The organism is Candidatus Methanoplasma termitum (assembly GCF_000800805.1).
Taxonomy (GTDB): domain Archaea; phylum Thermoplasmatota; class Thermoplasmata; order Methanomassiliicoccales; family Methanomethylophilaceae; genus Methanoplasma; species Methanoplasma termitum.
In genome coordinates this window covers 195183-217727 of sequence record NZ_CP010070.1, presented here as the reverse complement: position 1 = coordinate 217727, position 22545 = coordinate 195183, and the positions used below count along the sequence as shown (strand labels likewise).

The window sequence follows — 22545 nt, the reverse complement described above, 5'->3', positions numbered from 1 at the left end:
CCTTACTTATCATCTTTGGCGGCTTTCTTGACGCCATCCCCTACGCCTTTGCCGACCTTCTTCGTGACATTCCACGCACCTTTGCCGACATCTTTGCCTACATCAACAGATTTGTCCACTGCCTTCTCGGTTTTGCCTTTTTGTTCAGCCATGGTATTACCAGATTAACTACCGTTTGCCCAGAATAAATAACTTTTGGCAATGTTAAGGCGTTATCATATCCAGCAGCTTCAGGGTGACCACATACTGTTCTAATGAAAACTTATAGAACAATCTGAGTCCTTTAGAATACTGCTATTTGATGAACGGAATACATCTATGCCGGAACACTGCCGGCAATCGATCCTGCTGCGGCCTCGGCGGAGATATCATTATTATTCACTCACTGCACATCTCCTTTTGTTCAAAACTTCATTCTTATTCCAATTTCGGCTGATTCGGGAATAACACCTCTGACTCATTCCATTCCAATTTCTCCGGGTTGGGGTTCATCTCCTTAAGATATCCCCAGAAATCATCGGGCTTGAACAGCTTGTTCGAGCCTGAAACGCTGATTATGAAGACTATTTTCCCATCTGATAGACGTACGGCATTTGATAAACGATATTTACCCAGTGCACCCGATCTTATGCGGTATATTTCGCCTGTCTTTTTGCTTATGAACTGTGCCATGTCATAGCTTTTTTTCAGAGGATCCAACATCCCATCCACGTACCAGAATTCATTATCCCAGTCCTTTATGTTCGCACTGCCGGTCATGTGCTTCAGTTTTGCGTATGAATATCGGCCGCTGTCCATATTAACTTGTATTAGCGCCGGGATTATTTTCCCCTTTTCTACTAATGGCTGGCAGTAAAGGACATTATTGCCGTTCGCGCATCCGTGCAGTAAGAACCCATTCTGCATGAACTTGAAAGTATGAGGTCTTGCAACATATCTGCCGGACTGATCTTTGGTGATACAAAATAGTGCCCAAGCATTATTAGAAGCATATATCTTCCCATCCCCTGTCTGCAAGAAGTCAAGAGAACTATATTCTATCTTGCTGCTTGAAAGCTGAACGCATTGACCGTTCTGCACAACGAATATATTTTCACCGTACCCGAAGAACAGGTCGCCGCCACACCAAAAAAGTCTCTGGACCTTGTTCAGAGCAGGCGGCGAGACCGCCTTCCAATGATGCGGATCGTTCGGTTCTTTTCCGATCACAACACGATTGCTGACAGAATCCCAGCCTGCGAAGGTTTGTGACTTGGGATCATATACCACATTCAAATGGTACTTCTCATAATAGTGATATTTCCATTCGCTTTGTGACAGATCGATCGCAAAGCCATTGACGGCACGGCCATCCTCATACCCTATACCATAGACGCGGTCGCCTGCAATAGACTTGAACGCAATTGGCTCGTTACTCTGCGGGAATTTTGTTCCCATCATACGCCCGGCGGTATCATTGCGTTTCGCGGGCATTCCGAATTTACACCCCTGTTGCTTTAGTTTTTTATAACGTTCCTTATTTCCTTTCAACAGTTTCTCAAGCGGTTGGATCTCATCCTCTGCGGCGTAGATGAAAGTGTCCACGTCCTCTGAAATCAAGAACAGCTGATAGCCCTTGGTCGTCAGCTCCTGTGCAAAGGCTGTAAGGGCGTCTTCGTAATAATCCTCGCCGCCGTAGTTCTCGGCAAGCTCGTCGAATACCGCTTCGTTCAGTGACGGGATGGCTTCACCCCATGCGGCACGGAGTTCCAACAACGTGTCGGCCAGATCGCTGTCGTAAGGCAGATCGACCTTCCTTGACAAAAATGACGCGATGTCTTTGTTCGGCATTTATATTCCTCTTGTTAAATCACATCGCTCCGCGAATAATCGGCCGCAGTTCGAGGATCTCTTTTGTTGTATGCTTTTTCTCATATATATATTCCGCAACTCCTTGTCTGTCAGCCTCACAAGGCAAACAAATTCCACTTTGCCGTTAGGTGTTTCTATCATTCCCGCAGCACCGGCAAAGTACCAAAGCCGGTCAACTTTGATGTGCCTTTTGCGTCAAAACCGCTTTTCTGTTGAGCGTAGATATATTCATATGGCTTGAAGATCGCCCCATTGCCGAAGGAATACCGTGCCAGCGACTGCAGAACTCCGCAATTCACCCGAACTCCTTATCATCCACGCCTGGCAGTTTCTTGAGTTTCATAGTAAGTTCGAACCCATAACCGCTCCGTTTCTTTTTCATAAAGTTCAGAAAAACCGTATGCCAAGGAATGCCGGAAGTCTCCTCCATCATAAATGCTGATGCCGTCAAGCAGGTCTTCACCACCCAGCCGCCAGCTTATCAGCGTCCCATAATGCAAAGGATCTGGTTGATCGGGATACATTGCCTATAAGGCAGCGGTGATCACATCCCAGCCTTGAGTTGATAGGTCTTCCTCCGTGTCTTTTATGTTTGTAAATTCATTGTTCATGTTATATGGTCCCCATTGAAGAAAACCTTATCATCCTTTACACAGCCGGCGTACTGATAACGACAAGTTTCCATATCATCAATTGATATCAGGACAAGTTTTCCTCCGCCCCTCATATTAAAATTTGCCATTTCTAATTTTAAGAGGATAATTATCGCAATGAACGGCATCAAAAAATGATCTGCATGATGCTTCGTCCGTGAAGGTTTTTCTCTGAGAACCCCATATAGTAAAGATAGATGTCCGGCTCAGAGTTCTTTGATAAGATGGCGGAGGCAAATCAGGCTCCGGTCAAGTCAGGTCTTTGCTCAATCTGCAAAGGTTCCAGAAGACTCTGCGGGAAGGACCGCTGCCCTCTGATGGTGAAGTTCTACTCCCAGCAGAAGACAATGCCCCTGATGAACATAAAGGATCTGGCCGGCTGCAGCCCTCCGGCTGTGTTCGTGGGAAGATACGGATACCCGAAGGTGGATATCGGCCCCCTTTTGCCTCCGGAGTTCGGCGACACTTCGATCATGGACAAACCTGAATACTGGGTCGGAAAATCCATTGATGAGATCGTTGATATGAGGTTCAGGCTCGTCCGGGGGAAATACAGGATCGACGCTACGAACTTCAAGGCCGCCGGCAGGATAGTGGATAACGTTCAAGAATTGGCGCTGACAGAAAGACCTCTGGAAGTTGAGGCCAACTTCAGACAAAAACCTCGGGGCAGAGTGGTTCTGGATGATGAAGTGCAGCCGTTCGGCCCCTCGGCGAGAATGGACGGCATGACCATCGGGAACGGCCGGTTCGAAAGGAATCTTGAGAAGAATTTCTATGACACCGACCTTAACGCCACACTCGGCGTTGTGAATGCATACGAGAACGGTACCTTGATATCGGAGATCCAGAAGGCTTTCTCTGTCGGCACGATGGGAGTGGAGAAAAGAAGACGCTTCGTTCCGACAAGGTGGAGCATAACCGCCGTTGATGACATTATCGGAAAGAACCTGCTGAAAACGACAAAGTACAACCCGACGATAGATGAATTCAGGATCTACCAGTGGGAACAGCTGGACAACAGATGGTGCATCCTGATGATGCCGTGTACGTGGAGATATGAGCTTATCGAAGCTTGGTACCCCAACACAACATGGAACCCCCTCGGCAAGGATATAGACATAATCTCAAGCCATGAACTCTTTGAGGGAAGGTCCGAATATGCAGAGATAGGCGGCTGCTACTATGCGGCAAGGATGGCTGTGAACGAGTTATTGCTGGAACAGCGGAGAACGGCCGGTGTTGTCATAATGAGGGAAGCGCATCCTGGGTACATCATGCCTGTCGGAGTGTGGAATGTAAGAGAGAATGTCAGAGCGGCGCTGACGACAAAACCGTTCAAGTTCGAAACATTAGATAGAGCCCTGGCACATGTGGATGGGGTGATGGATATCAAGAAGGACACCTGGATCCGGAACTCCGGCATATTGAGGGATTACCTGACGCAAAGGAGGATCGAGGACTATTACTGACCTTATCGAATTCGAAGACGCCTCCGAATGGGGGGGATTCTACAGGATAATTGAGGCAAAGAGGGCTTTGTCCCCATCCGGCCTTCCGGGCATAGATTACGCCCTGAATCCATACGGCGGCTGCGAGCACGGGTGCGTCTACTGCTATGCGCCCGAGGTCCTTCATACAGATTGGAAGGATTGGCGCGTAGTGAAAGTGCGATCGAACATACCTGACCGACTTTCAAAGGAGTTGTCCGGACTTGACGGAACGATAGGTATCGGGACAGTCACCGACCCTTACCAATACGCAGAAAAAAGATTCAAACTTACACAGAGGTGCCTCAAAATATTGAAAGAAAGGGATTTTCGCATCCATCTTCATACCAAATCGGACCTTGTTTTGAGAGATGCGGATCTTCTTGCCTCTATGAGAGGAGAGGTCGGAGTAACGATCACGGGCATCGACGAAAAATACTCAAAGATCACAGAGCCGGGCGCTCCGTTGCCCGTAAAAAGGCTTTATGCTCTCGAACAGCTTACATCCCGAGGCATCGACACTTATGCGCTCATAGGTCCTATATTGAACCACCTGGAAGGCAATGAAAAGGACTTTGTCGATGCGGTCGTATCGACAGGCGTTAAAAGGGTGTTCATCGATTCTTTGAACCTTCGCCCCCAGCTTATGGAAAGATTGAACCGCATGAACATCAGGGGTTCGGAAGAAGCGAAAGAGAACATACGAAAACTGGCAGTGGATTCGGGCCTTATCGTGAAAAATGTTTTTTAAGCACATTATAAAAAAGAGGGGACGCTGCCCCAAAGGAGGAATAAAATGTTTCAAAAAACATGGACATCGGATCACCTTGATTCGGTTATTCCCGCCGGCCCTATGTAAATACGGCGTCGGGAGGTCTGTTGAAAGCCAGCATGGCCCCTATTTCCATATCAGCTTCCACAAATGCGGATGGTAGTACATTGTGTTTCAAGTCAGTCCCCCCTACTAGCTTGGCATCACTTTGCGCCATCTAGAATGATTTAAATAACGCAGACAGCATATATAGTCTTTATGATTCTACCACATTTTTATATAAATATCGGCCGGCCCCCATACGTAAGGATAATGCGGGGCAATTTCTTTTGATATATTGTAATAAGAAAAAGCACCCCTCCCGAAGGAGGGAATGAAAATAAATAAAAAGTTTATCCTCCGCCGCTCGGAGTATAGTCCTTTATATCCACCTCTTCCTCTGCTTTCTGCATCTCGTTGAGTATGGTCTGGGCCTCCTCCTTGTTGCCGGCGGATCTCCTCTCGCGCTCTTTGAAAGACACCTCTCTATACTCCGATCTGTCTGCCGGTTTGAGGTAAGCGGAGTCATAGTAGAGGCCGGTGTTGTCCAGTTTCACCCAGACTATTCCGTCCTTCTCTTTGGTATCCACTACCTTTCCGACGGTCGACGTCGGGATGTACTTGAGTATGTCCCCTGCCATCATCGGGATCAGCCTTTGATGACCGCGGTTCTCTCGCCGGCCGGGACGAACTCTCTGAGGCCGCCTCTTCCGATCTCTTTCGTGACGTTAGCGAAGTCAAAGACCAGGCTGGGGTCAGCGAAAGCGACACGGATGTAGGGGTTGGCAGTGAATGCGTCTCCGCGTGCGACGTGGGATGCCTTTGCGATACCGGAGTATCCGGAGAGGTGACCTACGTTCATTGCGTAGTTGGGGTAGTTGGGACCCCTGAGCTCTGCGGGGAGACCCTCATCGGACCTGTAGGAGAACGAGTTCGCGGAACCGCACTGGTCCTGCAAGTCGTATCCGTAGAATCCGAGCCTTCCTGTCCTCTCCTTGTGCTGGAGCATCGAGAGGTACCACATGTTCAGACCGCAGTCTGCGATACCGGTCGCCATTGATCCTGCGATACCGGTCGTTGCTGCTGCGACTGTCGCCCTCTGGGATCCGCCGAAGTGGGTCTCCATGATGGCCGGGTATTTCTCGTACATCTCCAACGCGTATGCGTTGACATCGTCACCGAGTTTCATGAGCTCGTCGTATTTCGACGGGTCAAGCTTGCAGAGGCCACCGTACTTGTCCTTTATTACGTCGACTGCGTGGTAGACGTAGTCCTCAAGGATGTTGTCGGTGTATGTGGCCGATGCGTACTGGGTGAATCCTACACCGCCGGACATGTATCCGCCGAGGTAGACCTGGTCGAAGATCGCCGCTCCGAGACCGACGGTCTCGAGGACTGCTCTTGCGGGGTCGTTCGGGTATACACGGTCAGACTGGAGCATATCTGCAAAGAATCCGAAGGGTATTCCGCCGGGTTCGTTGGGTCCCCTTGCACGCCTTGCGGGCATCATGGTTCCCATGTTGATCGACAGGTGCTTCGCGGAGTACGCGAAGTCTGCGATGGCTGCCTCTCCTGCTGCGAGTTTGTAGGAGGAGATGAAAGCCATTGAGATCTGCATTGCCGCGTGCCTCGATACTGTTGCACCATCCATGAGCCTTCCGACCATGGTGGGTACACGTACTGCCTGCATCAGGTTCTTTCCGATCGCTTTCTTCAGTTGGTCTGCCTGTGCCTTGGGGAAGAGCTTGTTGATGTCGATGACGAATCTTTTGTCGATCTCGTCGATAAGCTCGTCGTCCCCGGAGTACACTTTGACATATGAGTCGGAAACAAGTGCGGGGTTGCACTCTGCCATGTGCTCCTGAACGATCGCTCCGCCGGGCATTGTGTGGTTAACTGCTTCCAGATAGTTGTTGATCGTCTCGGGAGTAACTTCCTTTCCGAGCCTCTTTTCGATGGTCTCGTGCGGGGAGTTGAGTCCTACAAGTATAGTCCTCCTTATGTCATCCCATGCCTGCTGAATAGCGGGGTTGTTGATGCAGTGAAGGTCATCTACCTCTACGTAGATGTCGGTGTGCGACAGTTGGTAGGGCATCCACGCTCTCTGTCCGAGCGGGACACCGATGTCCTCATTCATCATCGGGAAGCCACGTTTCTTGGCGATAGCCTGAGCGGCTTTCTGGAACTCCACTTTGCTCTTTGACTGGCGCCAGCCTCCGTAGCAGTAATATTTTGTCTCCATGTCGGTCGGGTCTTCTTTGAATTTCTTCTTGACCGCGTCCATGAATAATTTGTCTTTCTGTTTGGCTGCCATATTTACACATCCTTTACGTTGAAGGGCTGGTAACCGCCGAGTGTCCTGAGCTTGTGGATCCTGAGACCGTAAGCTGTGACCTCTTTGTCATCCCTCATGTCTACGCCGTCTGCTCTGAAGATCGTTGTCCTCTTTTTCAGGTCAGCCATCGATGCCGGTTTTCCGACATAGATCTTCCTGTCAAGGGGTACTGCGACCTGGTCTTTGACGTACACTACTTCTTTCTTCTTGTCATCCCAGACGTATCTCTGCCATGCGTCGAACATCAGGCCATTCTCGTCGAGACGGCATGCGTGTCCGTGAACGGTGGCTCCTCTGATACCGGTCAGGGCGGGGTCGAATGTCTCGTTGTCGATGAGCTCTTTTGCCATCCTCTCGAGGTCTCTCTCCCTTACTTCGATGATCTGCCTTCCGGACAGGGTTCCGGTGTCCACTCCCCTCTCTCTCGAAAGGTACATCCATGCCCTCTGGTAGGGGGATATGGGTGCGAAGTAGACCGAGTCAGTGAACTGAATGTATCTGATCCTGTCTCCGTGTTTTGCTCCGTCGATCGGCTCGACAAGTTTCCTTATCGGGCAGTTCGGCTCTTTGCCCTCTTGTATCGGGGGGTGGATAGACTTGTAGTCCTCTCCGGGGTTGCGGTGTCCCATGAGTCTTACGACGTCATCCATTGATACATCGCGAATTTTCTTCAGTTTGACCTTCGGATCCATGTATCTCCTTCTGTTTTTTGCAGGGGAGGATGCTCCGGGGTAGAACTGTCTTTTGTATGCTGTCATATTTTTCACCTTCATCTGTAATCTCTGAGTGTCTTTCTGTATTTCGAGTATCTTCCCACTGTGAGGCTGAATCCGCGAGGCAATGTTGCATCGCACGCAGCCTTGATCTTCTTAACTGCTTCATCAAGCATCGCTTCGTTCTCCACATCGAGTTCGATGTAGAACGCCCCCACCAAGAATCTGAGCTCTACGTCACGTCCGCCGACCTTTATCACCTTGCGTTCGGAGTGGTCGTTGGGAAGCCCTTTGGCTGGCCCGCTGTTCAGATTCTTCGGTAAGCTTTCGCCGGTCATGTTGATCTGCCTTATGTGCTTGATAGGATCGAGCGCATTGAGCACTTTTTCAGTCGTGCCGTGGCTCAGCAGAACGTTGGAGAAGACCTCCACTTCGGGGAGCGGTATTCCCGCATATTCTACAGTTGGTTCACTCGTCATAAAAGACCTCAGACCTTCTTTGCGATCTTCTTCGCCTCGGCACCTACATACTGCATAGGTGAGTTGAATTCGCTCATGTCACCGAACACTTCTTTGATGAGTCCGGATGTTGCCTCGGGGGAGAACGTCTGCGTTCCGCCGTCCAGACAGTTTGCTGCCGTAACTGCGGGGATAAGTACTCCTTTGGACTGCCTCGTAACGACGTGGTTTCCGTGGAACAGACCGGGGCCTCCTCCTCCATAGATGGAGTGTGAGAAGAATGACATACCTACACCGACACCTGCGGATCTTCCGAAGTCGGTTCCGGGCAGTCCGGTCTCGTGCTCAAGCAGGTCGTTGTAGTACAGAACTGTTCCGGGGACACCCTGTGCCGCTCTTGCCGCACCGATGTTTACCATTACAGCTGCAACCTGACCGGCTGCTGCATATGAGTTCCAGAGCGGGAGGTCTTTTGTTGTATAGACCTTGTATCCAGAGGGGAGCGTCTCTTTTACGCGTATGACTCCGTCTTCTAGTGCCCTTCCTACGAGGGTCTCGACGACTGAACCGACCGTTCCCGTCTTTCCGTTCTTTTTGACTGTGCTGTAAACCAGGTTGTTAGCGTTGAGTCCGACGTATGCGAGGTCGAGAAGGTGGCTTCTCTCGAAGTTACCTATCGCGTCTCCCATTTCGAATGCGGCGCACTGCTCGAATATTGCCGAGAGTGCTGCACCCTGCATTGCGTTCTTGCCTACGAGTGCGACGACGTGGTTAGCCATGATGTTCCTGAGTGCGAATCCTGCTCCCTCATTGTTCTGGGGGATCTCAAGGATCGATTTCACATTGGCACCGTCGAAACCGACTGTCTGCGGGTACCTTCCCCAGACTGCGGCCTTGACCATGTTGGCTTTGTACATCGGGACTTTGAACTCATCGATGATCGCTTCTGTGACTGCGGCTGCGACGGCTGTGAATCCGGTTGTGTATTCTACACCGGCGTCCGTCCTAGCTGCCGGCACGATGACGACCAGGCTCTTTCCGTCTCCTTTGATGGTAACGACTGTGCCGTCGTCAGCTGTCACTTGGACTTTGTCCTTTACTGCTGCTGCGATCTTCTTTGCGTTTTTGACCAATTCGATGTCGATCTCTTTTCCTTTGATCATTGAGCCGCCTACTGCTCCGGATTTCAAGCCCTTCTCGATTCCGGCAAGGCTGACCGCAACTGTTCTCTTGGTGAGAGATGCAATCTTTTTGATCGCATTGTTGCGCAATGGACTGATGGCTTCCAACGGCACATCTTTTGCGATGCGTTTTCCGTTGTCGTCATACAGGTCTACTACGTCCTTGTATTTTGGCATTTTATACCTCCTTATTCAATAAACTTGCGAAAAATTGTGGGTTTTTCGCATACCCCTTGCAAATCTGAGTATCTCTTAATATAATATAAAACTATAGGAAAGACTGATTTTTAGAAAAAAATAACACGTTTTCACCAGTTTTTAGTTGGATATAACCTGCTGGTAACAACATATGTTCAGCCATCAATATTAATAGATTTCTATCAAGAAATATTTTTTTAATGCAGGAATAATAACTTATTTTCATTATGTCGGAAAAAATTGTGAGAAGTGGTTTCAATCTCTTTTTGCCTTTGCGATCGGTCCGGAAGAGTATCTTTCGAGTCTTGCGACGTATCCCGGTATCAGCTTATACGGGACCCCGCAAGCCAATTCGTCCGCTTCCATGTCGGTCTTTTTCCTGCATCCGAAACATCCCAAAGATAGATTCGGTTTGCCCTCAACGATCGGCATAGCGACCACGTCTTCGCAGGCGCATTGGAACGGAGCTGTACTGAATACCACACGGTTGCCTTTCTCCGCTGTGGACATTGCCGCTATCCAATATATCCTCTCAGGAATATCCACAAAAACAATGGCATCGGGTACGAAATCGGCCTTCCCGAGGGGGCAGACCGCCTCTCCGACCGTTTTATAGGGTATCATTATCCTGTGGTCAATCATGTGCTTAGCGGCGGCGACAGAATCGTGTATGCCTGTACCTCCGTGGAACTCCCCGTTAGCGACTTTTTCAGGGGTCTCCGTCATTCCGAGTACCGCAGCACCGACGTGGCAGTTATTCATTGCCAGCGGAACACTGAGGCATTCCCCTTCTTTGGCGCGGAAGACTGCTTGGCAGTGACTCAGCTGCAGCAGCGGCGGTGTTGTACCATTGGGGTACTTCTCTCCTTCTCGTATCAGCTTCACAGCGACCGGTTCATGCCTCAGCTTGAGTATTGATCTCATCTTCTCGGCGTACTCTGCATTTGCTTTCAAAACGTCGGACATGGGGCGGTGTATCACTGTGTGAAGTGAAATACATTATGTGACAACATCAAATCTTGTAATAGAAGTTTAAAGAGGTTTGGAAGAAGTTTGTTGTTCGAATTTATTTTTTGGACGCCTTGACCGTGTCGACAAGCATCTTCATGTTGGCATCGGGAGTCGCCGTGACGATACCGCAGCCGGAAGATATGACGTTGAATCCTGCCTTCACACAGTTCGCTGCCGCCGCTTTGACCTCTGCGGGGGTTCCTTGGAACATGGGTCTGACCGATCCGACGTTTCCTATGAGTGCTGCTCTCTTGGCAACCTTTGCCACTGCTTTGGCGGGGTCGACCTTCTCCTCGATCGAGAGGCCGCTGACGCCTGTCCCGATCATTCCGTCAAGGATCGGGTATGTGTCTCCGCATATGTGGAGCACCGAGAATGCGTTCTTTACTTTGGCGAGGCTTTCCTTCAAGTATTTACCGGATGCATCGTCGAACATATCAGGTGCGATCATATCTGTGGATGCAGAAGGCTCGGACATCTGGATGGCGTCTGCGCCTGCGTCCGCAAGTGCCTGTGTGTATTTTTTTACGATGGGGTTTATGCTCTTTACCCAATTCGCGACCTCTTCCGGAGCCATCATCATACCGAATACCACATTCTCTGTGTTGACCATGTGTCCTGCAAGTGTGAACGGACCTGTGTTACCGGCAACAATTGCATATTCCTTTCCGTGGGATTTCTTCATAAGGCCGATCGCTTTGATCGCTTCTGCAACTCTTCCGCCTTTCAGGAATTCTTCTGGCGACATGAGTCCAGACGGGCTGTCGAACTCTCCCGCCATCGGGTCGAAGTGGAAGGGGTGCTCTTTTATCATCGGTGCCGCGTCTTTCTTTTCGACCTGCACTTTGCATCCGAGCCTCTCTGCCTCAGCGGTGAGGCAGAACGGTGCCCTTACGCACTCGAATCCGAAGACGTCTGCCTGTGCGGTTCCGAGCTTCGCCATAAGTTCTGCTTTTTTGTGCGCCTCTGGCCAGGCTGCGCCGACCTTGTCCATCTGTGAAGTCGTTGCGGCCTGGGTGAAAATTGCCACCGGGGGCCTGTCGAGCGACTCTTTTTTCATCGCTGCGATTACTCTGTCTCTTGGAGTCATTGACATAAATTATTCTCCTGAAACCATAAAGAAAATACTGTTATTTAATTGGGTAGGTTCCACTTGTATCCTATCATCCTTTTCGGGAATAGTATCACAGGTTGATCTCCATCACTTCTCTCAGCTTCCCCAGCTTCATTATCCCCACTTCCGAAATCCCGTAGATGTCGGCTTCGGAGTAATCGGAGTTGCAAAGCGCCGGTGCCATGACGCACTTCCCGTCAATGACCAGATCGTTACCCGACGAAAAAGGACTGAACGGAGGGAGCACGATTATCCCATCTTCCTTTTGGTGGACGAAACACTGCATCTTCATACCGCCGCTCATAACGCCCGGTATCCTGACGGATGGGTGCTCGTGCCCTATTATCACCGGCCTTACGCCGGAATCCACATGACCGTGTTCCATTCTGAATCCGTAGATGTCGACGTAGTCTACTGCCAAAAGACCGATGTCCGAAAGTATGTTCTGCAGGAAGTTGTCGTGATTGCCTTTGACCACGATGACGTCTGAGGCCTCCGTCAGAAGCTCCATGATCCTCTTCACCTCCGCTTTGGCCTCCCATTTGGACCTCTTGAAGTCGTGCTTTATATCCCCTAAAAGGACGACCCTCTTCGGCTCGTATCTGGAGAGCATATCGTTCATCGCATCCCTGATGGACTCGGTGTTGATCCTCGGGATGTACATCCCTTCTTCCTCAAGAGCGCTCTCGTAACCCAGATGCAAGTCCCCCAGGACGGCGGTCGGTCCCTCGTCAAGTATAAGACACCTGTCGTTGGTCACCTTTACGCCGGGAAGTATCTCGCACGACCGCATATCCCCCAAATGCATATGCCTGTATTAATCGGGTCTCATGCAATAGTATTTCTTATTGTTCGGTGATGGGGAACCGGTCGGAGAAAATGGGTGCGGATGGTGTTTATTGCAACAGGCTGATCAATGATCTTGAGAGAGCGGCCGGTGCATTGACATCAGCAAAAGACGTTCTCGTGGTCACACATATCGATGCCGACGGGATCGCATCCGGGGGGATAGCTTCCATCACTCTGGACAGGTTGGGCAAAGGATACAGGATCCTTTTTGAGAAGAAGATCTCCGAGGACACCATCGCATTGATCAACGGATCGAGCGAAGATATCGTTTGGATATGTGATCTCGGTAGCGCTTACCTTTCAGAATTCAAAAGACCCGGGATAATTGTGACCGACCACCATATTCCCGATCCAAAATGGAAAAGCCGTCAGACGACCATTGACGGCTTCGAAAGGATGTATCATCTGAACCCGCACACATACGGGGTGTCGGGGTCGTACGAGGTGTGCGGCGCAGGCATGACCTATCTCCTTTCCAAAACAGCGGACCCAAGAAACACGGATCTCGCATATCTTGCCGTGATAGGGGCGATCGGGGACATTCAAGACGGGAGAGAATCAAAACTCATCGGATACAACAAAGCCATTCTTGACGAAGCCGTATCCGCAGGAGATGTAGTTGTGGAAGAGGACATACGATACTTCGGACGTGATTACAGGCCGCTGGTGCAGTTCCTTCAATACAGCAGCGATCCCCCGATACCGGGTATCAGCGAGAACGGTCACGGCTGCAATGCGTTCTTTTCCGACCTGAACATACCTCTGAAAAGGGGAAATGTGCAGAGAACTTGGAGGGACCTCTCCCCCGAAGAAAGGAGATCTGCCTCCGACAGATTGCTTTCATTGGCAGGAGACGATGAGACAAGAAAAAGACTGTTCGGAGAGATCTATACGTTATCAAGGTACAGCAACTGCCCCGGGCTCAGGGATGCGAAGGAGTTCGCGACGGTCCTGAACTCCTGCGGAAGATATGACGATGCTGTTACCGGCCTCAGGATATGTCGCGGGGACCTGACGGCACTAGAGGATGCGGAAAAGAACCGCTCCGATCACAGAAAGCACATCTCGACCGCTATAAGTTACATAAAAGAGAATCGTCTCCTGAGAGAACGCAGGTTCGTACAATATTTTGATGCCGGTTCCGATGTCAGGGAGACGGTGGTGGGGATCGTCGCCGGGATGCTTCTTAATTCCGGAGAGGCGAACAAAGGGCTTCCGATCTTTGCTTTTGCGGATGCGGAAGACGGCACGAAGGTATCGGCGAGAGCAAGTCGGATACTTACCGACCGCGGGCTCGATCTCTCCTTCATAATGAAGACCGCATCCGAAATGGTGGGCGGGTACGGCGGCGGCCATAAGGTCGCTGCGGGAGCCACCATACCTGCCGGTAAAGAAGAGGAATTCCTCGATATCGTGGAGGACCTTGTATCTTCTCAGATCATTTGAGCAGAGTATAGAGCACCGCTTTCTGTGCGTGCAGACGGTTCTCCGCCTGATCGAACACCACGCTTTGCGGCCCGTCCATGACCTCTGCCGTTATCTCGAAACCTCTGTGCGCCGGCAGACAGTGCATCACTATGCAGCCGGGATTCGCGATCGAAAGAAGTTCGCTGTTGATCTGATACATGCTGAATATCTTGACCGCTTTCTCCACGGGGGTTTCGTCCCCCATTGAGATCCAAGTGTCTGTATAGAGCACATCCGCATCTTTGCAGGCCTCTTTCGGGTCGTGCGAGGCCAGGATCTTGCTTCCATTGGCATCGGCTATGCGGGCCGCCCCCAGCATGATCTCCGCGTTGGGCATTCTTGTCGCCGGGCAGCATGCCACCATGTCCAACCCCATTATCGCGCTTGCGTAGAGCAGAGAGTTGCAGACGTTGTTACCGTCCCCCAGATAGACCATTTTTTTACCGCGGAAGGAGCCGAGCTTCTCTCTGATAGTGACCATATCCGCCAATGCCTGACAGGGGTGTTCCAGGTTGTCGAGTCCGCTTATGACCGGTATCGTTGCGATCTCGCCAAATTTGTCCATCACTTTGTAGTCGTAGGCGCGGTACATTATCCCGTGCGCCATGCGGCTCATCACCTTTGCGGTATCTTCGACCGTTTCCCCGTGCCCCATGTGCAGTTTTGATGCGTCGATGTACAGCGCATGGCCGCCGAGCTCGGTTATGGCAACATCGAAGGATATCCTCGTTCTCGTGCTGGGTTTCTCGAATATCATTATCAGCGTTTTGCCCTTCAGCGGCGCATTATGCTTACCGCGTTCTTTTTTGAGTTTGATGGACAGATCTATAAGGCCCGGCCACTCCTCCTTCATATCCACTACTGAGATAAGGTCCTTTTTTGCCATAGAGCACGGATTGATTTGGCTTCTTATTAACACTTATGCTCAAAAATGGACAAATGTACCCTAAAATGTTAAAAACCGCATATATTGAGGCTTCACCGGATAGTTTAGGCCTCGGCATCATCGGGGGGCGTGACCCCGATGGTCATGTTATATCTGATCTCATCAGAGAACATGGAATACAGACCGTATGCGAAGATGATAATGTAACATATGTACTCGATGAATACTGCATAGAAAGCAAGCGTTGTGCCAAAGTACTGCATGATGTCCACCGTGCGGTACAGCATCAATGCGCATATCGCAGCAAAAGAGAATACGACCAGCATCCATATTATCTTGTTGCTCCTGCTCTTTTTCCTTCCGGTGACATAGTCCGAAGAACCGGATAGCACGAAACCCATGATCACACCGATCGCGGGAAGAAGAACGTTGGCGGTAAAGTTCAATCCTTCCGCACTCCATTGACCCGCAAGGTTGCAGAACTCACGTGTCGCGAACGCCGTACCGATAACGAGGATGAACCCCGATACTTGAGCCGCTTTTGATCTGTGGGTGTCATCGACCTTCAATCCGAACGTCAGCACCATAACACCAAACGCTATGCCGCCGAGATTCTGGAGGGATCTGTTCTGGAAATCCACTGAATCCAAGCTTGACCACAGCGTGGTCAGCAATACAATGAGTCCTAGGACGATCATCATGATCTTCAAATGGTGCTTTCTGTAGATTTCCACATATTCTAATGTGCGTTTTATCTATATAAACATACACAAGCCCAAGCCGCTTTTTTTATAGCGGCAGTTCGGTAATGTGCTCGTGTCTCACGCAAAAAATACCGCTCCTTGCGACGGGTCGGCGATATATCTCGCAGGCGGATGCTTTTGGGGCCTGGAAAAAGTACTATCTATGATACCCGGTGTGATCGATACCGAATGCGGGTATGCGAACGGATACCCTCTTTTCATCCCCGATTACATGACGGTGTGCTCAGGCAAGTTCGGATATTGCGAAGCGGTAAGGGTCTGCTATGACCCGGCGTTAGTAAAGTTGGAACGCATCCTGGATGTTTTCTTTTTGGTGATCGATCCGACATTGTTGAACCGCCAGGGGAACGACCGAGGTATACAATACAGGACGGGGATATATTGGGTAGATGATGGGGCGGAGAAGATCGTTACATCCTACGTTGAAAGTGAGAGAAAGAAACATGAAGAATTCTATACCGAGATCGGTCCTTTGGAGAATTTCTTCGACGCGGAGCCCTACCACCAGGATTATTTAGATAAGAATCCCGACGGTTACTGCCATATCTCAAAAGAAGAGATGGAACATATACGAAAGATGTTCTCGGATAATTGACGGGATCGGCCGCGTTACTTGTTCTTTTTTACGTACTCGGCATGAATGTTTGTTGTCTTCGTGATGGGCTTGTTGAAATCGAAGGGCGGACCTCCTTCGATTTCGGACCAGTGCGAGAACTTCATCCCTCTTGGATGGACCCATGTGCTTGATGGCTTGCTGACCTTGCGCCCGCTGATAACGGTGGTGGACCACATTGTCCCGCCGTTCCTCGGGTCGAAAACAACAGTACGCCTGTTCTTCTCTTCATCTTCTCCTTGACCATAGTTCTGGAAGAAGTCCCCTGAGATCGCCGACAGGGATGAGAATCCCATGATGACAACGGGAACCAATCCTAACGTCGCTATTGTCGAGGCGACGACCGCCGCTACCCAGAACCATGTGTCGTCGACAATATTCCCTGCATCGGACCCTTTGTTGTTTTCGTCGATGCCGCCTGCGACCCAATGAGCATACAGTGTGACGTTTCCTGTTATGGGTGTACCGGCATCCCATTTCGTACCGCCGGACGGTGATGTGTACCATCCGTCAAAGGTGAAGCCGTCCCGCACCGGGGTCCCGGGTATCGATGCCGCTCCGCCGGGCATCGCTTCGGTGACCGTCGGTCCGTTGCCGTTCATGGGATCGAATGTAACATTGAACGTCACAGGAGGTGTCTCTTCCCACTGTGCATAAAGAATTATGTTGCTATATATGGGCGTGCCGAAATCCCACTGGGAACCGCCTGTCGCCGAGGTGAACCATCCTTTGAATTCGTAGCCGTCTTGTATCGGGTCAGCCGGCCTGCTTACGGTGTCCCCCGAGTTAACGGTGACGGAGTTTGATTGCCCTCCGTTCGAAAATGTGACCTTATATGCCTTTGGCTGAGAAGATATTACTTCCCAATTTCCGCTTATCACACCTGTTGTTTCCCCGATCGGTATACTTGGGTACCATGGTGCCGTTGAATTATCCAGGATCTTAATGTAGCTCCATCCCACCCATTTCATGCCATTCGCTGTAGCATAGCCGGAAGGAACCTCCGAAGATGCGACCATTCCGCTTGAGCCTACTGTCACCACCACATCACTATAACCGTTCCCGGGAGAGAATACAACAACCTGTACCGTACTCCACACAGCATAATATGTTTTGTCCTGTGCAAAACTTCCCTGCAGCGTGCCATTCGTATATGTCAGGGACGGAATGAGATCCGCCACGGTCGCACCCGCTACTGTGCTCCACCCCAATAAATTCACCGCACTGTTCGTGTTTTTCAGTTCTGCGAAGTCCGGGAGTAAGAACTCACCGCTGCTGTTCGCCGCCGCACCCATGAATGAAAAACCGCCTGTGACCGCGTCATAGAATTGATACGGATATTGCGAACTGTATCCGCTGTATGTCGGGTTCCAGTACCCTCCGTTGGCATCAAATCCGGCAGAAGGCGTGCTTACCGCTCCTATGTCCTGAAGTCCTGTTCTTCCCTGTCCCCGCTGATCGTAAGCGGGTGAACCCGCATACATTGCGCCCTTCCCGTCGGCATCTCCGAACGGCGCAATCATTTCGGTCGGTATAGTTCCGGAGGTAGATGGTCCTGTGTATGACATCCCCCAGATCGCCCAAACGGCCCCCAGATCGCATCCGGCCTCATATCCGCCGTCTATGATGTTGTTGACGAACGGCCCCGATGTTTTCATGGGATCCGTTGTGCCGACATAGAATTTATCTATGTTGTTCTTGCCGGAGTCTTTTATCCCCACGCTGCCGCTCAATATGGACCCGTTATAATTCATTTCGACCCCGGGGATGCTTATGGTGGGATTCAGATAGCTGCTGGGTTCGTTCCCTGCGGGAAGGATCAGAGCGAATAAATTATTGATCATGTTCACGCTGCTTTCTAAAGATACTGTAGACTCGCCCAGTGAAGCGATCTGCAGGGATGCGGGTATGTCGGCAGAGGTGCCGTCGTGCGTAACATTATTGCGGAAAGTATTATTGAAGAGGTCAACGTTCACACCGTCCAAGAATACACATCCCGTCGCCTGACCGGAAAAAGTCACTGTATTATAAAGGAAAGAAGAATTGACTATCACGCCATCCATACCGACCACAGATAATACGGGCGTCTCCATATACAAGTATGGACTTACAGTTGAATTAGATTCGAACGTTGTGTTTGATATAATGAAAGTGACGTTTTTGCTTGTGTCCGAAGATAACTGCACTACCGATCCCGAAGGGCGCAGACCGGAGAACAGACATTTGTCGATCAGTATATTTCCAGGAGTCTCTCCCCAAATATCGATGCCCGAAGCGCTGCTTACGGCTGACGGAGGGGCTTTGAATATGGAATTTACGACCTTTACCGAACTTTGCGAGGTGCTCCCAAATATGCTGGACATGACCAGAGGCCGGTCCGTACCGTCTGTGCCGACAAATGTGCAACCGTCTATCGACAGTTGTACTCTGCCTCCCAGATCTACATTGTTAACCACCGCACTGCCCGAATAACCATATATTGTATCCGGGTATACTTCCATATAGCAGTTCGTAATTGAAACGGGATCAGGCGTATAAACATTAACACAATTATCGCCCGCCATGGAGAAAAATGAATTGCTCAATGTGAGCGTTCCGCCCTCCATGGATATGCCTATCCCTAAAGAGTCGGCGTTATTTCTAAAATAACAATCGTTCACCGTAACATTGGCATTATTAGATGGATCTGAATGTACTGCTTCATAGAATGAACCTGTGAACTTAATGTTGTCGAATGTGACGGTGCTGCTGCACGCTCCGATATCGACCATGAATAGGTCTGTTGCGTTCATTGACAGATTCTTAAAATTGTACTTGCCGCTGCTGCTGCCGGGAACGATGAATACTGTGCTGCTACTGCTAAATGAGCCGTAGTTATAGTCAGCTGTGATGGACAGCCCGACCCTTGTTCCATTGTTGCCGTCAATTGTTATTATGCCTGTGGGCCCCGTCGTATGGGGCAGGTATATGGTAGCTGTGACCACGCACTCGGTGACGCTTGGGTCATTGACCGCCGCCATTAATGAGACATAGTCGTTCACTTCGACTGTGGTAGCGGACGAGTCGTTGTTGTCGATCAGAATGAATGAAAGCGATGCTATCATCACCAAACAAATCGCAAAGATAACGGCTTTATTCCTTGAGGCGAACACTGTATACAGAAATCAGATGGCATATATTAAAACTAATCATTCTGTTGGCGGCATTTTCCGCCCTATCTCGATAATTTAACGCAAAGTTTTATTAAGAGCAGGTATAATCAGCAGACACTCATATGGCCGGGATGGGGTAGCTTGGTTATCCTAGGGGACTGTGGATCCCTTGACTCGTGTTCAAATCTCGGTCCCGGCCCCACCTTTAAATTTAACTTTTACAAATCGATACGGGAATGATTCAAATGGCATGGAACGGAAAACTGAAGAAGATCGATGAGAACAGATGGGAGATACCAAAGGATGAATTTCCCTTTATGAGGACCAACGCCGTGATCTATGCCAGCGAGAACATGATCGGACAGATCAGATCGGACAACGCTCCGCTGCAGGCGGCGAACGTCGCCAGCCTTCCGGGGATCGTGGGGAGTTCGATGGCAATGCCTGACATACATTGGGGCTACGGCTTTCCCATCGGAGGAGTTGCGGCCGTCAATGCGGACAGCGGGTCCATCTCCCCGGGGGGGATCGGTTTCGACATCAACTGCGGCGTCCGTTTGATAAAAACGGACCTTACCGTAGATGATCTGGGCGGGAAGGTCGGCGTCCTTGTTGACGAATTGTACAAAAATGTGCCTTCCGGACTCGGTTCAAAGGGATTGACAAAAATAGGCAACAGAGAGCTGGACGACATTCTGAAGAACGGTTCGAAGTGGGCCGTCGAGAACGGATATGGGTGGGAACGCGACCTGGAGGCCACAGAGGAAAAGGGGCGCATGAAAGATGCGGACCCGTCCGCGGTAAGCGACAAGGCACGCAAGAGAGGGATACCTCAGATCGGCTCTCTCGGATCCGGCAACCACTTCCTGGAGCTGGATGTGGTAGATGATGTGTTCGATAAAGATGTCGCAAAGAAGTTCGGGTTAAAAGAGGGGACCGTTACGGTCACAGTACACTGCGGTTCCAGAGGCTGCGGCCATCAGATAGCGACCGAATACCTTCAGGAAATGGAAAGGTACATCAAAAACAATAACATCGATCTTCCGGACAGACAATTGGCATGCGCCCCGCTCGACTCAAAGCTTGGCGACGATTACTACAAAGCCATGTGCTGCGGCGCCAATTATGCCTGGGCCAACAGACAGATGATCACCCACTGGGTAAGGGAGTCTTTCGAGAACATCCTGGAAGGAAGCGCCGAGGATATGGGAATGGATGTCGTGTACGATGTGGCTCACAACATCGCAAAGAAAGAGCGTCATGATGTGGAGGGACATTCCGAGAATGTGCTGGTACATAGGAAAGGCGCAACGCGCGCATTCGCCGCCGGACGCACCGAGATAGCCCAAATGTACAGGGACGTCGGGCAGCCGGTCATCATACCGGGAGACATGAAGGTCGGAACATATGTGCTGGTCGGGAAGAAGGGCGCCATGAAGGAGACCTTCGGTTCGACCTGCCACGGCGCCGGGCGTAAGATGTCGAGGAATGCCGCTTTAAGCAAACTCAAGGCATCCGATGTAAAGAACGAGATGAGAAAGAACAACATCTATCTCAGAAGCGGCTCCGACGAAGGTCTGCTGGAAGAAGCTCCGGCCGCATACAAAGATGTTGACGAAGTGATCAAAGTGGTCTGCGCCGCGGGATTGACCGACAAAGTGGCAAAATTAACACCGATCGGCGTCGTCAAAGGTTGAGTAGCTTCTTTGAGGCTTTAAGAACAGCATCTTTATGTTCTTCGGGAGAAGCGATCAGAAGCGACCAGCCGAACGTATCCCTTGACTGCAACGATTTTGCTAACGGAGATAATCTTGTCAGCGCTTTGACCTTCCCCTCCGGATCGAGGATCGAAACATCGGTCTTTCCTATGCTTTGATTCGAGAGCAATATCGACCTCGGAGGAATATCCACGATAACGTCAGATACGTCGATCCCGGCACGCTCCGCAATGTCCGCTTCCAGCTGCTTCCTCTTGCGATATCCCGTGAACTCCGAAAGATGTTCCAAAAGTTCTTCGGAAGCATCCTCGCTGAAAACGGTGGCCACATTCTTATAGAGGATCCTGTTCCGCACAGATCTGGCTATTCGGGACGGTGTGCCTCCTTCCTGAATAAGATTTCCCATCAACTCTTCGTCGTTCCAGAGATAAATGCCGCTTACATCTATTGAAGAGGCTTCGATCGACTTCATAAGCATCATCTTGACTATCCTGACAGCCCGGTGGAAGTAGACCGAGGAATACATCAGCGATCGGGCGACCATCAGGCCTTCTGCGGCCGCGGTACCGCCTTTTTCGATCACTATCCTGTCGTTGTATACTCTCATCGTACCTATCAGTCTGTCAATGTCGACCTTTCCGTGGATCACTCCGGTATAGTGTGCATCTCTGACAAGATAATCTATCTGATCGGCGTCGATCGGCCCATGTATTATCTGGTGAATGAAATCCTTTGATGAGAAATGTGCGGCCTTCTTCCCTTGGCTGAAGGCATCGAGACCGTCGACAGACTCGGGATGCATTATCAGGCTGCAGACCTCATCAGAAGATATCCCGTGCTCCTCGATCATCTCTGAGATTGGAGGCATTCCAGCAAATAGATCGTCATCCCTTTCCTGATTTGTTCTGATCTCCCCCTTGATCAGCTTCTTCGCCGCTTCCATATGGTCCATTCCGGTGGCATTCTCCACTATCTCTTCGGTTGTGTGTGAAAAAGGCGTGTGGCAAATATCATGCATCAGGCCCGCCATCCTTACGGCCGATGCATCGTCTTCGGAGAGTCCGATCGAATCGGCCATCCTTCCCGCAAGATGATATGTTCCGAGCGAATGCTCGAACCGCGAGTGGTTGGCTCCGGGGAACACCATATATCCGAGACCCAGCTGCTTCACGGCCCTGAGGCGCTGCATCTCGTGCCTGTCGAGAATCGAAAGGAACGGCTCATCGACGAGGACACTTCCGTGCACCGGATCATAGATCACTTTGTATCCTTCGGACATGT

19 protein-coding genes and 1 tRNA gene are annotated in these 22545 nt (G+C 50.5%); 6 read left to right on the top strand and 14 right to left on the bottom strand.

Annotated elements, in window-relative coordinates:
• Nucleotides 1-2 precede the first annotated feature (2 nt).
• On the bottom strand, nt 3-152 hold the full coding sequence (locus Mpt1_RS07645; protein WP_158386712.1) for a hypothetical protein: 150 nt from the start codon (nt 150-152) through the stop codon (nt 3-5).
• Between the two features lie 265 nt (nt 153-417).
• Nucleotides 418-1830 carry a hypothetical protein gene (locus tag Mpt1_RS01030; RefSeq protein WP_048111450.1) on the bottom strand — a complete coding sequence of 471 codons (1413 nt, stop codon included), beginning with the start codon at nt 1828-1830 and terminating at the stop codon, nt 418-420.
• Between the two features lie 871 nt (nt 1831-2701).
• On the opposite strand from Mpt1_RS01030, the gene Mpt1_RS01025 reads away from it, so the two are divergent.
• Both Mpt1_RS01025 and Mpt1_RS01020 read left to right on the top strand, forming a co-directional pair.
• Nucleotides 2702-3976: an Nre family DNA repair protein gene (locus tag Mpt1_RS01025; protein WP_052399219.1), complete on the top strand. Its 1275-nt coding sequence runs from the start codon at nt 2702-2704 to the stop codon at nt 3974-3976.
• Nucleotides 3977-4043: 67 nt separating this feature from the next.
• Nucleotides 4044-4745, top strand: coding sequence for an SPL family radical SAM protein (locus Mpt1_RS01020; RefSeq protein WP_238603132.1), 702 nt, complete (start codon nt 4044-4046; stop codon nt 4743-4745).
• A gap of 413 nt (nt 4746-5158) precedes the next feature.
• Here Mpt1_RS01020 and Mpt1_RS01015 read toward each other — a convergent pair whose 3' ends face one another.
• From Mpt1_RS01015 to Mpt1_RS00980, 8 genes are all read right to left on the bottom strand, one after another.
• Nucleotides 5159-5449, bottom strand: a complete 291-nt coding sequence (locus Mpt1_RS01015; protein ID WP_048111447.1) for a DUF2098 domain-containing protein — start codon at nt 5447-5449, stop codon at nt 5159-5161.
• A 5-nt stretch (nt 5450-5454) separates the two neighbouring features.
• Nucleotides 5455-7119, bottom strand: a complete 1665-nt coding sequence (mcrA, locus tag Mpt1_RS01010) for a coenzyme-B sulfoethylthiotransferase subunit alpha (protein ID WP_048111444.1) — start codon at nt 7117-7119, stop codon at nt 5455-5457.
• A gap of 2 nt (nt 7120-7121) precedes the next feature.
• On the bottom strand, nt 7122-7898 hold the full coding sequence (gene mcrG, locus Mpt1_RS01005) for a coenzyme-B sulfoethylthiotransferase subunit gamma (protein ID WP_048113581.1): 777 nt from the start codon (nt 7896-7898) through the stop codon (nt 7122-7124).
• A gap of 11 nt (nt 7899-7909) precedes the next feature.
• Nucleotides 7910-8332 (bottom strand): methyl-coenzyme M reductase operon protein D, encoded by a 423-nt coding sequence (gene mcrD / locus Mpt1_RS01000; RefSeq protein WP_048111442.1) that lies wholly within the window; start codon nt 8330-8332, stop codon nt 7910-7912.
• An 8-nt stretch (nt 8333-8340) separates the two neighbouring features.
• Complete coding sequence (gene mcrB / locus Mpt1_RS00995) at nt 8341-9669, bottom strand: coenzyme-B sulfoethylthiotransferase subunit beta (protein WP_048111441.1); 1329 nt, start codon at nt 9667-9669, stop codon at nt 8341-8343.
• A gap of 276 nt (nt 9670-9945) precedes the next feature.
• Complete coding sequence (locus Mpt1_RS00990; protein WP_048111440.1) at nt 9946-10656, bottom strand: DUF169 domain-containing protein; 711 nt, start codon at nt 10654-10656, stop codon at nt 9946-9948.
• Nucleotides 10657-10756: 100 nt separating this feature from the next.
• Nucleotides 10757-11797 (bottom strand): MtaA/CmuA family methyltransferase, encoded by a 1041-nt coding sequence (locus tag Mpt1_RS00985; protein ID WP_238603131.1) that lies wholly within the window; start codon nt 11795-11797, stop codon nt 10757-10759.
• Between the two features lie 88 nt (nt 11798-11885).
• The gene (locus Mpt1_RS00980) at nt 11886-12623 is read right to left on the bottom strand and encodes a metallophosphoesterase (protein ID WP_048111439.1); all 738 of its coding nucleotides are present in this window, start codon (nt 12621-12623) and stop codon (nt 11886-11888) included.
• Nucleotides 12624-12673: 50 nt separating this feature from the next.
• Between Mpt1_RS00980 and Mpt1_RS00975 the strand changes: the two genes are divergently transcribed.
• The gene (locus Mpt1_RS00975; RefSeq protein ID WP_238603130.1) at nt 12674-14110 is read left to right on the top strand and encodes a single-stranded-DNA-specific exonuclease RecJ; all 1437 of its coding nucleotides are present in this window, start codon (nt 12674-12676) and stop codon (nt 14108-14110) included.
• Here Mpt1_RS00975 and argF read toward each other — a convergent pair.
• Together argF and Mpt1_RS00965 are read right to left on the bottom strand one after the other, a co-directional pair.
• Entirely contained in the window at nt 14103-15017 is a 915-nt protein-coding gene (gene argF / locus Mpt1_RS00970) for an ornithine carbamoyltransferase (protein ID WP_048111437.1), read from the bottom strand. The two genes, Mpt1_RS00975 and argF, sit on opposite strands and share 8 nt — an antisense overlap.
• Nucleotides 15018-15121: 104 nt before the next feature.
• A complete protein-coding gene (locus tag Mpt1_RS00965; protein WP_048111435.1) occupies nt 15122-15751 on the bottom strand; it encodes a hypothetical protein in 630 nt (209 codons plus the stop codon).
• A gap of 82 nt (nt 15752-15833) precedes the next feature.
• Here Mpt1_RS00965 and msrA point away from each other — a divergent pair, with 82 nt between their 5' ends.
• A complete protein-coding gene (gene msrA / locus Mpt1_RS00960; protein ID WP_048111433.1) occupies nt 15834-16376 on the top strand; it encodes a peptide-methionine (S)-S-oxide reductase MsrA in 543 nt (180 codons plus the stop codon).
• A gap of 14 nt (nt 16377-16390) precedes the next feature.
• On the opposite strand, the gene Mpt1_RS00955 is transcribed toward msrA, so the two are convergent.
• Nucleotides 16391-19498: an InlB B-repeat-containing protein gene (locus Mpt1_RS00955; protein WP_048111431.1), complete on the bottom strand. Its 3108-nt coding sequence runs from the start codon at nt 19496-19498 to the stop codon at nt 16391-16393.
• A 173-nt stretch (nt 19499-19671) separates the two neighbouring features.
• On the opposite strand from Mpt1_RS00955, the gene Mpt1_RS00950 reads away from it, so the two are divergent.
• A tRNA-His gene (locus Mpt1_RS00950) sits at nt 19672-19748 on the top strand.
• Between the two features lie 43 nt (nt 19749-19791).
• Complete coding sequence (locus Mpt1_RS00945; protein WP_048111429.1) at nt 19792-21243, top strand: RtcB family protein; 1452 nt, start codon at nt 19792-19794, stop codon at nt 21241-21243.
• On the opposite strand, the gene Mpt1_RS00940 is transcribed toward Mpt1_RS00945, so the two are convergent.
• On the bottom strand, nt 21233-22543 hold the full coding sequence (locus Mpt1_RS00940; RefSeq protein WP_082007302.1) for an HD domain-containing protein: 1311 nt from the start codon (nt 22541-22543) through the stop codon (nt 21233-21235). The two genes, Mpt1_RS00945 and Mpt1_RS00940, sit on opposite strands and share 11 nt — an antisense overlap.
• Nucleotides 22544-22545 lie beyond the last annotated feature (2 nt).

What these genes read in the sequence shown, in the direction of transcription:
- Mpt1_RS07645 (WP_158386712.1), bottom strand. Translation starts at nt 152, where the DNA reads ATGGCTGAACAAAAAGGCAAAACCGAGAAGGCAGTGGACAAATCTGTT.
- Mpt1_RS01030 (WP_048111450.1), bottom strand. Translation starts at nt 1,830, where the DNA reads ATGCCGAACAAAGACATCGCGTCATTTTTGTCAAGGAAGGTCGATCTG.
- Mpt1_RS01025 (WP_052399219.1), top strand. Translation starts at nt 2,702, where the DNA reads ATGTCCGGCTCAGAGTTCTTTGATAAGATGGCGGAGGCAAATCAGGCT.
- Mpt1_RS01015 (WP_048111447.1), bottom strand. Translation starts at nt 5,449, where the DNA reads ATGATGGCAGGGGACATACTCAAGTACATCCCGACGTCGACCGTCGGA.
- mcrA (WP_048111444.1), bottom strand. Translation starts at nt 7,119, where the DNA reads ATGGCAGCCAAACAGAAAGACAAATTATTCATGGACGCGGTCAAGAAG.
- mcrG (WP_048113581.1), bottom strand. Translation starts at nt 7,898, where the DNA reads ATGACAGCATACAAAAGACAGTTCTACCCCGGAGCATCCTCCCCTGCA.
- mcrD (WP_048111442.1), bottom strand. Translation starts at nt 8,332, where the DNA reads ATGACGAGTGAACCAACTGTAGAATATGCGGGAATACCGCTCCCCGAA.
- mcrB (WP_048111441.1), bottom strand. Translation starts at nt 9,669, where the DNA reads ATGCCAAAATACAAGGACGTAGTAGACCTGTATGACGACAACGGAAAA.
- Mpt1_RS00990 (WP_048111440.1), bottom strand. Translation starts at nt 10,656, where the DNA reads ATGTCCGACGTTTTGAAAGCAAATGCAGAGTACGCCGAGAAGATGAGA.
- Mpt1_RS00985 (WP_238603131.1), bottom strand. Translation starts at nt 11,797, where the DNA reads ATGTCAATGACTCCAAGAGACAGAGTAATCGCAGCGATGAAAAAAGAG.
- Mpt1_RS00980 (WP_048111439.1), bottom strand. Translation starts at nt 12,623, where the DNA reads ATGCATTTGGGGGATATGCGGTCGTGCGAGATACTTCCCGGCGTAAAG.
- Mpt1_RS00975 (WP_238603130.1), top strand. Translation starts at nt 12,674, where the DNA reads ATGGGGAACCGGTCGGAGAAAATGGGTGCGGATGGTGTTTATTGCAAC.
- argF (WP_048111437.1), bottom strand. Translation starts at nt 15,017, where the DNA reads ATGGCAAAAAAGGACCTTATCTCAGTAGTGGATATGAAGGAGGAGTGG.
- Mpt1_RS00955 (WP_048111431.1), bottom strand. Translation starts at nt 19,498, where the DNA reads ATGATAGCATCGCTTTCATTCATTCTGATCGACAACAACGACTCGTCC.
- Mpt1_RS00945 (WP_048111429.1), top strand. Translation starts at nt 19,792, where the DNA reads ATGGCATGGAACGGAAAACTGAAGAAGATCGATGAGAACAGATGGGAG.
- Mpt1_RS00940 (WP_082007302.1), bottom strand. Translation starts at nt 22,543, where the DNA reads ATGTCCGAAGGATACAAAGTGATCTATGATCCGGTGCACGGAAGTGTC.